Source organism: Helicobacter ibis (assembly GCF_027859255.1).
GTDB classification, from domain to species: Bacteria; Campylobacterota; Campylobacteria; order Campylobacterales; family Helicobacteraceae; genus Helicobacter_D; species Helicobacter_D ibis.
In genome coordinates this window covers 353,015-364,220 of the sequence record NZ_JAQHXR010000001.1, presented here as the reverse complement: position 1 = coordinate 364,220, position 11,206 = coordinate 353,015, and the positions used below count along the sequence as shown (strand labels likewise).

The following is an 11,206-nucleotide window of genomic DNA, read 5'->3' as shown; positions in this document are numbered from 1 at the left end:
ATTTCCTATTTCCATTGAACTTCATCAAATATCTTTAAAGATTCTTTAGCATTACCATAATATGCTTCAAAGTTTGGCTTTTCTATTTTAAACTCGCCCCAGCTTTGTAGAAGTTTATTAGGTTTTACACTTTTATTTACAGGATATTCATAGTTTTGGTTAGTTAGCATTTCTTGTGCTTTAGGACTTAGCATAAATTCTATGAATCTAACTGCTACTTCTTTGTTTTTAGAGGTTTTTAACACACCAATTCCACTTACATTTATATGAGTGCCCCTATCATCTTGATTTGGGAAAATAACTTTAACAGAATTAAAAGCCTCTACATCTTTTTCATTCTTAGAATTAGCAAGATGTCCTAAATAATAACTATTAGAAATAGCAACATCACCTTCTTTAGCATAAATTGCACGCACTTGATCTCTATCTGCACCCTTTGGTGTTCTAGCTAGATTCTTAACTATGCCACTTGCCCATTCTCTAGCCTTTTCTTCACCTATAGAATCTATCATAGAGCTAAGTAGAGAGATGTTATAAACATTGTTCGAACTTCTAACTAGCACTTTGCCTTTCCATTCTGGCTTAGTTAAGTCTTCATAAGTTTTTATAGCACCATCTTTTACTCTATCTTTTGAGGCTACTATGATTCTAGCTCTAGTTGTAAAAGCATACCATGTATTATCTTTACCTCTTAATTCTTTAGGAGATAACTCATCTAATGTTTTAGAGGTAACAGGAACAAACAAATCATTCACCCTAACTTGCTCCAAATTACCAGCATCAGCAGTCATAAATAAATCTGCTTTTGAGTTTTTACCCTCAACTTCTAATCTCTTTGCTAATTCATTTGCCTTTGCTTGAACAACATTAATCTTAATACCAGTCTCATCGGAAAAAAGCTTAAATATCCCCTTGTCCGTATCATAATGACGATGAGAATAAATAGTCAATTCTTGTGAAAATAAAAAACCAACACTAAAAAGTGATACCAAAAGCATTTTAAATTTCATTAAAATTCCTTGTCATAAAATTAAGAAACATTATTATAATTATAATGTCTTTGTAACAACTTAAAAAGTTTATATATTTTTTAACCTCAAACTATTTAAAACAACCACTAAAGAACTAAGCGACATAGATAATGCAGCAATAAGAGGTATAACAAATCCAACCATCGCAAGAGGGATTGTAAAAGCATTATAAATAAGAGAAATTGCTAAATTTTGCTTTATAAACTTATATGTATTTTTTCCTATTATAAAAGAATCTAAAACTCCACTCATCTTAGAATCTAGCACAACCACATCACTTACACTTATTGCTAAATCTATCCCACCACCCATAGCAATCGCAATATCACTCTTGCTAAGTGCAACAGAATCATTTATTCCATCACCAGCCATAACAACAACTTCGCCTTCCTTATGTAATCTATCTATAAAATTTGCCTTGTCTAGCGGAGTTTGTTTATAATAATATTCATCTATTTTTAGGCTATTAGCTACTTTTTCACAGGCTCTTTTGTTATCCCCGCTTAAAAGCACGATTCTTAAGCCTAATCCCTTTAACCTACTTATAGATTCATATGCTTCTTCTTTTATTTCATCTTCTAATACACAAAATAAAAGCAACTTGTCATTTTTGGCAAAGCAAAAAATACTGCCCTCATAATCATTATCTAAAATTTCACTACTAATGCCAACTCCATACTCCAATAAAAGATCAAAATTCCCAGCCAAAAATAAATCATTATTTATTTTTGCCACCACTCCTTTTGTGCTTATTTCTTCTATAGATGTAAATTCTAAAAACTCATAATGACAACTAAATTCATTTCTTAATGCCAAAGATATTGGGTGTGAATTTTGGTTTATAATTTGTATTAAGACTTGTAATTCATAGTTAGAATCTTTAAGATTCATAAAACTTTTCATAAACTTAATAGATAAAGCACCTTTAGTAATTGTTCCAGTCTTATCTAAAACTAGAGTTGTAGCATGAGATATAGTCTCTAACATTTTAGATTCTTTAAAGAGTATTTTTTTATTTATCGCCTCACCTATCCCAACTAGCAATGCAAGTGGTGTAGCAAGTGCTAATGCACAAGGACATGCGATAATAATAACAGATATAGCCACCATTAAACTTCTATCAAATGATGAACCTAATGCAAAATACCAAACACAAAATGCAATACCAGCCACGACAAACATCACAAGAGAAAAATACCTAGAAATATTTGTAGCTAGATTTTCTATCTTTGGGCGAGTGTTTAGAGAATCTTCTACCATATTTACAATCGAAGTCATAATAGAATTTTTAAATTGTTTACCTATTTTATAATTAAAAGCAAAATTAATAGCCATAGTCCCAGAATAGATTCTATCTCCATTTGCTTTCTCTACTAATTCAGATTCACCACTTATAGAGCTTTCATCGCATAATGCAACTTCAGATATTAACTCACCATCTAATGCTATCCTCTCACCTGCACACACAGATACTATCTCACCTACTTCTACTTCCCTAACAGGCACACGAACACTCTTAGAATCTCTTATAACATTAACATCAAGTGGCATTTGAGAATTCAGCCTATCAAGGCTATCAGCAGCACTATTTTTACCCCTTATTTCTAAAAATTTCCCAAACAAAACAAAAGTAATAATCATAGCAACAGATTCAAAATAAGTCTCTCCACCAGTAAAACTTGCATATATCGAATAAACATAAGCCAAAGTCGCACCACTAATGACAAGCAAATCCATATTTGGCATTTTATGCCTAAAAGCAGCAATAGCACCACGCCAAAAAATAATCCCACTAAAAAACAACACAGGCGTAGATAGCACAAACCCAGCTACATTTAGTATATCTCTCATATCATTTGAGATTCCACTAAAATATCCTGCATATTGTGCAACGGCAATCCACATAATATTCATTACACAAAAGATTCCAACACTTAACTTTATGTAATAATCTCTTTTTTCTTTTCTTGCATAATTTTCTTGCAACGATGCGTCATAAACATGTGCATCATAGCCTATTAGTCGCACTATTTTTACTATTTGTGATGGTTTTATTTTTGTTATATCAAATACAATATTTGCTTTATTGTTTGTGTAGTTTATATTAACGCTAAAGATTCCATTTTGCTTTAATAATATCCTCTCATTAAGCCAAATACAAGCAACACAATGAATCTTCTCTAAAACAAGCGAAATGCTACATTTATCACCATCTTTGCTAACATACTTTTCTATAAATGCTTCTGTGTCATATTGATTAAGTGAGCTTGTATTTTTAGATACCGGACTTAGCGTATTACTCCCAAGCTTATCATAAAACCCACCTAAATCCTCACTATCTAAAAGTCTATACACACCCTCACATCCATTGCAACAAAAATACTTATCTTTACCATTTATATTTGCAATATGCAAAGAATCATCATCAAACTCTAAATGACAATGATCACATTTTCTCATAATTTATAACTTATGAAAATTGCTTTAAAAATTGCTTTAGATTCCTACTAGCTTGACGGATTCTATTTTCATTTTCAATTAATGCAATCCTCACATACAAATCCCCATGATTCCCAAACCCAACCCCGGGACTTACTGCGATTTTTGCTTCCTTTAATAATCTAGTAGAAAACTCCATACTACCCAAATGTTCTACACATTTTGGAATCTTCGCCCATATAAACATACTAGCTCTTGGTTTTTTCATTTCCCAACCTGCAGCTTTAAAGCTATCAATTAAAACTTCTGCTCTTTTTTCGTATTTATCTGATATTTCTTTTACGCAACTTTGATCTTCGTTTAAAGCTATCGTTGATGCAATTTGTATAGGAGTATATATCCCATAATCAAGCCAACTTTTTATTTTTTGCAATGCACCTACTAATCTTTGATTGCCCACAATGCACCCAACTCTCCAACCTGCCATATTATAGCTTTTAGATAGCGTATAGCTTTCAACTGCAACATCTTTTGCGCCTTCTACTTCTAAAATAGATGGTGCTACATATCCATCAAAGCTCAAATCAGCATATGCAATATCATTAATAATGTAGAATCTCTCTTTTTTTGCAAGCTTTACCAAACGCTCATAAAATTCCTTATACACCACTATTGTTGTTGGATTATGCGGGAAGTTAGTAACGACAAACTTCGGCTTTGGCATTGTATTATTTAATGCTTCTTGTAGTGAATTAAAATAAGATTCAACATCTAATTCGTAATTATCATTCCATTTTAGCCCAAATGTAGCTACATTTGCACCTGCCAAAATAAAAGCGTAGTAATGTATAGGATATGCTGGTTCTGCAACTATTGCGGTATCTCCATAGTTTGCGATAGCTTGTATTAAATGTGCATAGCCTTCTTTTGAACCAAGACTAACACATACTTCTAAATCAGGATCTAAACTTACATTATATTTTCGCTTATACATATCAGCTATTGCTAGACGCAATTTGTAGATTCCCTTACTAGCAGAATATCCGTGATTTTTTGGTTTTTGTGCTGATTCTGTTAATTTGTCTATTATATGTTGAGGCGTAGCACCATCTGGATTCCCCATACTAAAGTCAATTACATCTTCTCCATTTTGTCTCATTTGCAACTTTATTTCATTAATAGAAGCAAAAACATACTTTGGCAACCTTTTAATCTTATCAAACTCTATTTCACTAAACATAACTACCTCCCAAAATTACTCAAGCACTACTGATAGACCATTTTTAATTATAATTGGTAAATATGTATCGCTAATTTTGATAAATTTCGTATCTTTTGGTATATCTATATCTATAGCTCTTGTTTGCTTTTGTGAAGTAAAAATCTCTAAAATCCTCAAGTCTTTATCATAAAATACAACTTCTGGATACCATAATACTCCATAATTAGCACTCAAAGATATTTTTGAACCTACATTTATGTTATACCAATATTCACCCTGCAAACTAGCTTCACTTGATTTTACATTTGGGATTAATGGTATGGACTTTGGCATTGCAAAAGTAGTAGCATTAATGTTATATATCCATTGACTTATGCTTCGTCTTTCTATATCAGATACCACATAGCCATAATCTCTTAGCTTTCCTTGCAACAATACTGGGTCTATTGCATATTCTGTATTCATTGATAGGACGAATCTAAACCTATCTCCTTCTAATACACTTTGCTTTACCAAAAAATAATAATATCCCATACTTTGCAAAATATCATAAAGACTACCTATAAATGCACTTGGATTATGCGATACATAAAATGCTACTTCAAGCTCCATTGGGGAGTTAAACGATAGATTCAAAAGTCCATTTTGTTTTAAGGTTTGTGCTATTTTTTGTAAATTAGCCTTGCTATTAGGATATAAAAACTCATGTTCGTTAGCAAAAATACGCTCTATAAACTTTTGATTGATTTTATAATTATCATCACCTATAAACGACACTATGGCTTTATTTACTTCATTTGCAAAAATTATATGACTAAAAATGACAAAGAAGAGAAATAATGATTTTATTACCACCCTATTCCTCCATTATATTTGTTGTATTCTGCACTAGTGATTTCTTTTATCTCTCCAGTAGAATCTACATAAAATCGCATTCTATCAGCCATCTTGCTACCTAGTGTTTTATTTTTTGTAGCTATTTCAATCATTCCATGACCTGTTATTATCGTCTGCTCTCTTTTAGTATCTATCTCCAATGGCTCATTAGTTACTAGTGAAGTTTTTTCTTTGGTGTCTAGATATATAATTCCAACCCATACATTTTCTAGTGGTTTTAGCGTAAGCTTATTTTCTGCTTTTTCTTCTGTTTTTGGTTCTTCATTTATCGGAGTTGAAGCAGACGAATCTAAAGTGGTAGTAACTGGTATGGTAGAGTTTATATCTGTAATTTGTCTTTCAACTTCTAAGCTTACATTGGAATCTAATGCTCCTGTTTTGTTTGATTCTTTTGGAGCTATTGTTTTTACTTCTAGTTCTTGTATTTGATTGTCCAAATTTGTAGCAACATTACTAAAATTAAAATAAACATAAAATCCAACCCCAATAATAACTGCCAATATAGTAGCTATAACCACAAAGCCTGTGGAATCTTTTTGCTGTGTTGCCTCATGTGTTACTTTGAAATTTATTAACTTCTCTAACTCTTCTTCGTCTTTTTCATGGCTATTCCAATATTCATCATACTCACTAAGCCATTTTTCTAAATTTACCTCATACTCTCGTTCTAAAATTTTAATAAGCCCTATAGTTGTAGCCCTATCCTTTAATTCTGCATAATCACACTCTAATATAGAAGAAATTTTATTTAATGCCATGTGAGTATGTTTTGATATTTCTTTTGCACCTATTTTTTTTAAGCTTTCTAATTCTTCCATGAGTTTATCCTATCTATTAAAATTCCACCTGCAATACCTACATTAAGAGAGTCAAAATCACGCTTAAATGGGATTGTCAGAACATGATCCATTTTTGATATAACCTTATTTGTAAGCCCAACTTCTTCATTACCCAAAAATAAGGCTATCTTTTCTTGTCTTGGTATATTATCCAAAATTTCACCATTAATGCTAGTTCCGAACAAAATAAATTGCGAATTCTTTAAAACATTAATGACATCTAATGCATTTTTCTCTACGCAAAACTGCATATCAAACATAGCTCCAGCCGATGCACGAATCGCACCCTCTTGCTTAAAATTATTAACACCACAAATAACTATACTAGATACACCAAGTGCGTAAGCGGTTCTAAAAATAGAACCAATATTACCAACATCACTTACACCACACAATACAAGTACAAATTCCATTTGACAAACTTCTTTTAGCGATGTTTGCTTTAAAGATTCTATCTCTAATAGATATCCTTGATGATTCCCACCTCTAGCAAGGCTTTGGGCTTTTTTGGAATCTAATTTTATAATTGGTTTATTAAGTAACTTTAAGGAATGAAAAAATTTTTTATCAATTTCTTTGGATAGATAAATTGTTTTTATTAACTCTTTGTGCCTTTTTACCACAAGTTCGACTATACGCCTACCATACACAATCATAACAAATCCCTAATCACACAATAAATCATAATTTTCTTTTACAGACTTGCCATTTATTTTTGCAAGTATTTTTGCCTTTATCTTTGGAGGAATATCCATTAATAGCACCTCACCCTCTCCTATTGTGTTTTGCTCTCTAAAGCATGGTTTTATCACCATGACCCACTCGCCTTTGATTATAGAATCCTGTAACATATTGTATATATTTTGCACACTATCTTTATAGGTTGCTTGGAATTTTTTAGTTAATTCTTTTGCTAAAAATATTTCTAAAGAAGAATCAATCTCACATAAAATCTCTAAAGTCTCTAATAATCTATGCGGAGATTCGTAAATAACAATAGGATAGGAATAATTAACTATCTTTCTTAAAAATATTGTTTTTTCTTGAAGCTTGTGTGGCAAGAATCCTAAAAATAAAAATTCTTTCTCAACTATTCCGCTAAATGCAACTGCTAAAGTAGAAGCACTAATGCCACCAAAAACATCATAATTAATATTGTTTTCTTGCAAATACCTAATAAGCATAACCCCCGGATCGCTAATGCATGGCATACCTGCATCACTTAAAAAGACTATGTTTTGATTAAAAAATTCTTTATCTATGTTTTTTAGAAACTCTGTTTCATTGTGAGTGTGATATGGGATATATTTATACTCTTTGATATCCAAAAACCCCTTATCAATAAGAAGAAGTATTAATTTCTTAGCAATTCTCGTGTCTTCACAAAGAATGATATCACTAATTTTCAACACATTTAGCGTCCTTATGGTAATGTCTTCTAAATTACCAATAGGTGTCGCTAAAAATGTGATCATTTATTTAGATTATATCTTTGCTTAAATTTCTCAACTCTACCTGCTGTATCTACAACTTTATCAGAACCTGTGTAAAATGGATGACAAAAAGAAGAAATATCTATTCTTAGCTCTGGCTTAATGCTCATAACTTCAATTTCCTTACCGCTTGTAACGCAAGTAACCTTACATGGAACATACTCTGGATGAATTCCCTTTTTCATAATTAAAACCTCAAAAATTCTAAAATTAAAAGTTGCCATTTTACCAAAACAAAACATAAAATATAATAAAATTGTAAAAACTATATTACTTCAAGGAATAAAAATGCCAATAACTCCACGAACATTAAGCGGTTTTAAAGACAAATTACCACATGAAGCATATGCAAAATCAAAAATGATAAAAAGCCTAATAGAAAGCTTTGAGAGTTTTGGATTCCCACCGATTGAAACACCACACTTAGAATATGCAGAAATACTCAAAAAACAAGGTAGCGATGAAATACAAAAAGAAATGTATCACTTTAAAGACCACGGAGATAGGGAAGTTGCATTGAGATTTGACTTAACCGTCCCTCTAGCTAGATTCCTAGCACAATACAAAAACGAGCTTGGATTACCTTTTAAACGATATTGCATAGGGAATGTATTTAGAGGAGAGAGGGCTCAAAGAGGCAGATATAGGGAATTTACACAATGTGATTTTGATATATTAGGCACAAATAGCATTGGTGCTGATTGTGAAATCATACAAGTTATATATGCTTCATTAAAGAATCTTGGCTTAGAAAACTTTACAATAAACATAAATAATAGAAAAATATTTAATGGTCTATGTAGTTATTTAAGCTTAGAAAATCAAGTAGTTGAGATTCTAAGGATAATAGACAAAATAGACAAAATAGGACTAGATTCTGTAAAGCTAGAACTAAGCGAAAAACTCAAACTAAACGACAAAGATATAGAATTTTTAATTGATTTTCTAAATATCAAGCAAGAAGGTTGCACAAATGGAATCTTTACAAAATTAGAAAAATATAAAATTCTAGATTCAAAGCTACAAGAAGGAATCGCTGAATTAGAGGAACTATGTAATTTATTAGAAAATATAATACCTAGCAAAAACTACAAAATAAACTTATCTATAGCTAGAGGACTTGGATATTATACAGGTATAATTTATGAAACAACACTAGATGATTTACAAGATTTAGGCTCTGTATGTTCTGGCGGAAGATATGATAATTTAATTTCTAATTTCTCAAGTGATAATATAAGTGGGGTTGGAGCAAGTATAGGACTAGATAGGCTTCTAGCAGGGCTAGAATCTCTACAATTAATAAAAGCAAACAATCCAGCAAATGCAATAATAATCCCGCTAAATAACCTAAAATATGCATATAAAATTGCTAAAAATTTACGCGAAAATGGACTAAATATAGAAGTATATGGAGAAGTAGTAAAACCAAAAAAATCTCTCCAATATGCAAATAATAAAAATTATAAATGGGCAATTATATTAGGAGAAGAAGAAGAGAAAACAAATACTCTAACACTAAAAAACATGCTTGATGGTTCTCAAAACACAGAGACAATAGAATCTACACTAAGTATCTTAAATAATTGTGGCAAATAATCCTAACCTGCCACAATCCTTATCTCTTCTATAAGAAAAATACTCTCTAGAACAACAAGTGCAATTTTTATCTATAACAATATCACTAAAACCTAACTCCAAAAATTGTGCTTGTAAGACTTTAATTAAATCCAAATATATAGAATCCTTACGCATTATTTTGCCTAGACTTAATGAATCTCCGCAAAAAACATCACTTCTAACTTCATAACAACAAGCTCTAATAGAAGGTCCTACATACACAAATACATCACTAGCTCTTGTGCCATACTCTAAAGATAGAATCTTAAATCCCTCAAAGACAATTCTAGATTCAACGCCAAGCCTCCCTACATGAAGCATTGCTAAGACATCATTTCTTTTGTCATATAAAAGCACAGGATTGCAATCAGCAGTCATTATAAGTCCCACAATCCCCTTTTTATCCAAAATTATCCCATCTCCATTCCCTATTAACCCACCACTAGTGCCTTTAAGAACGATATTGCTATGAATCTGATTTAAATAGGCAAGATTGTCTATATGATAATTTTTTAACGAATCTTTTCTATTTTGTATAACTTTAGATTCTGTATCCAAACCTGCATGGAAGGCTACATTTACCCCACTTTCACTCAACCAATAATCCAATGCCACTAATCAATCCCTCCGCCCCACTCTAGGCTATAAGATTCATAATCTTGCATAATCAAACTAGCACCTTTTGAAATATCTAACAAAGGATCATTCGATAGAGTTATTTTCATATTCAACTCTTCTTCTAAAAACTCTCTAGTGCCATCTATAAGCGCCATTCCACCAGTTAGAATAGCACCTTCTTCTATCAAGTCTGCTGCCATATCAGGTGATGATTTATCTATCGCAAGAAGAACTGAATCTTTAATCTTATACAACCCAGAAATTAAGACGCTTTTTAATTCATTTAAATTTAGTTCAAAGTGGATTGGCATACCATTTATTAGATTCTTAGCACCAACATTTATTATCTCACTCTCGCCAAATAAATTTATCTTCCGTTTGATACTTTCTGCCATTTCTTTGCTTATGCCTATATTTTTATTATATTTACAATAATCAACAATGGCATAATCAATAAAATCTCCAGCCTCTTTTGTAAAAGTGCTAACAACAAGCCCTCCAAGCGATATAATACTAACTTCAACAAGCCCTCCACCAGCATCAATAACCATTCTAGCCTTTGCTTTAGAAATATCAATCCCAGCACCAACACTAGCACTAAATGGGTCTTCTATTAAAAATACTTCCTTAGCCCCAGCAAACATGGTTGCTTCATGCAGTGAATGTCTCTCAACTTGCGTTAGATTCTGCGGTATGCTTATACCAACTCTTGGAGATAGAGAGCTTGTTTTTGCTGATTCTATTAGTGCATGCATAAATAATTTTGTAGTTTCAAAATCACTAATTGCACCATTTAGCAAAGGATTTATAACCTCTATTTCAAGCGGTGTTCTACCTATCATTTGTTTTGCTTTGCTTCCAAGACATATAATTCTTTCTCTATTGCGGCTATCTAAGGCTATACAAGTTGGTTCATTAAATAAAATTTCATCTTGATTGCGAACTATTGTATTTACAGTTCCTAAATCTATAGCTATATCATTTCTGCTAAAAATCATAAATAATCCATATATAAAAAATAAATATTAAATTATAATTAACTTTTAG

General features: G+C 31.6%; 11 protein-coding genes. 1 reads left to right on the top strand and 10 read right to left on the bottom strand.

The genetic code is table 11. The annotated features are described in order from the left end of the window. Positions 1–5: 5 nt before the first annotated feature. The 8 genes from PF021_RS02040 to rpmE all read right to left on the bottom strand — a co-directional run bounded on the left by PF021_RS02040 (position 6) and on the right by rpmE (position 8,106). Positions 6–1,010, bottom strand: coding sequence for a Fe(3+) ABC transporter substrate-binding protein (locus tag PF021_RS02040; protein WP_271020742.1), 1,005 nt, complete (start codon positions 1,008–1,010; stop codon positions 6–8). A 69-nt stretch (positions 1,011–1,079) separates the two neighbouring features. Next, entirely contained in the window at positions 1,080–3,491 is a 2,412-nt protein-coding gene (locus PF021_RS02035) for a heavy metal translocating P-type ATPase (RefSeq protein ID WP_271020741.1), read from the bottom strand. A 10-nt stretch (positions 3,492–3,501) separates the two neighbouring features. Then, positions 3,502–4,710, bottom strand: a complete 1,209-nt coding sequence (locus tag PF021_RS02030; RefSeq protein WP_271020740.1) for an LL-diaminopimelate aminotransferase — start codon at positions 4,708–4,710, stop codon at positions 3,502–3,504. 15 nt (positions 4,711–4,725) lie between these two features. Beyond that, positions 4,726–5,547, bottom strand: a complete 822-nt coding sequence (locus PF021_RS02025; protein WP_271020739.1) for a hypothetical protein — start codon at positions 5,545–5,547, stop codon at positions 4,726–4,728. Beyond that, positions 5,541–6,407 (bottom strand): hypothetical protein, encoded by an 867-nt coding sequence (locus PF021_RS02020; protein WP_271020738.1) that lies wholly within the window; start codon positions 6,405–6,407, stop codon positions 5,541–5,543. The genes PF021_RS02025 and PF021_RS02020 overlap by 7 nt, the downstream gene beginning before the upstream one ends. Then, positions 6,395–7,084, bottom strand: coding sequence for a 23S rRNA (guanosine(2251)-2'-O)-methyltransferase RlmB (gene rlmB / locus PF021_RS02015; RefSeq protein WP_271020737.1), 690 nt, complete (start codon positions 7,082–7,084; stop codon positions 6,395–6,397). Before rlmB ends, PF021_RS02020 begins: the two co-directional genes overlap by 13 nt. A gap of 9 nt (positions 7,085–7,093) precedes the next feature. Next, on the bottom strand, positions 7,094–7,903 hold the full coding sequence (rsmI, locus tag PF021_RS02010; RefSeq protein ID WP_271020736.1) for a 16S rRNA (cytidine(1402)-2'-O)-methyltransferase: 810 nt from the start codon (positions 7,901–7,903) through the stop codon (positions 7,094–7,096). Next, positions 7,900–8,106, bottom strand: a complete 207-nt coding sequence (rpmE, locus tag PF021_RS02005; RefSeq protein ID WP_271020735.1) for a 50S ribosomal protein L31 — start codon at positions 8,104–8,106, stop codon at positions 7,900–7,902. The genes rsmI and rpmE overlap by 4 nt, the downstream gene beginning before the upstream one ends. A 103-nt stretch (positions 8,107–8,209) precedes the next feature. On the opposite strand from rpmE, the gene hisS reads away from it, so the two are divergent. Continuing rightward, entirely contained in the window at positions 8,210–9,520 is a 1,311-nt protein-coding gene (hisS, locus tag PF021_RS02000) for a histidine--tRNA ligase (RefSeq protein WP_271020734.1), read from the top strand. Here the strand turns inward: hisS and PF021_RS01995 are convergent. After that, on the bottom strand, positions 9,500–10,156 hold the full coding sequence (locus PF021_RS01995) for a polyphenol oxidase family protein (RefSeq protein ID WP_271020733.1): 657 nt from the start codon (positions 10,154–10,156) through the stop codon (positions 9,500–9,502). The two genes, hisS and PF021_RS01995, sit on opposite strands and share 21 nt — an antisense overlap. Continuing rightward, positions 10,156–11,157, bottom strand: coding sequence for a rod shape-determining protein (locus tag PF021_RS01990; protein ID WP_271020732.1), 1,002 nt, complete (start codon positions 11,155–11,157; stop codon positions 10,156–10,158). The genes PF021_RS01995 and PF021_RS01990 overlap by 1 nt, the downstream gene beginning before the upstream one ends. Positions 11,158–11,206: the final 49 nt, after the last annotated feature.

Excerpts from the sequence above, each read along its gene's own strand:
- PF021_RS02040 (WP_271020742.1), bottom strand. The coding sequence starts at position 1,010 with ATGAAATTTAAAATGCTTTTGGTATCACTTTTTAGTGTTGGTTTTTTA.
- PF021_RS02035 (WP_271020741.1), bottom strand. The coding sequence starts at position 3,491 with ATGAGAAAATGTGATCATTGTCATTTAGAGTTTGATGATGATTCTTTG.
- PF021_RS02030 (WP_271020740.1), bottom strand. The coding sequence starts at position 4,710 with ATGTTTAGTGAAATAGAGTTTGATAAGATTAAAAGGTTGCCAAAGTAT.
- PF021_RS02020 (WP_271020738.1), bottom strand. The coding sequence starts at position 6,407 with ATGGAAGAATTAGAAAGCTTAAAAAAAATAGGTGCAAAAGAAATATCA.
- rlmB (WP_271020737.1), bottom strand. The coding sequence starts at position 7,084 with ATGATTGTGTATGGTAGGCGTATAGTCGAACTTGTGGTAAAAAGGCAC.
- rsmI (WP_271020736.1), bottom strand. The coding sequence starts at position 7,903 with ATGATCACATTTTTAGCGACACCTATTGGTAATTTAGAAGACATTACC.
- rpmE (WP_271020735.1), bottom strand. The coding sequence starts at position 8,106 with ATGAAAAAGGGAATTCATCCAGAGTATGTTCCATGTAAGGTTACTTGC.
- hisS (WP_271020734.1), top strand. The coding sequence starts at position 8,210 with ATGCCAATAACTCCACGAACATTAAGCGGTTTTAAAGACAAATTACCA.
- PF021_RS01990 (WP_271020732.1), bottom strand. The coding sequence starts at position 11,157 with ATGATTTTTAGCAGAAATGATATAGCTATAGATTTAGGAACTGTAAAT.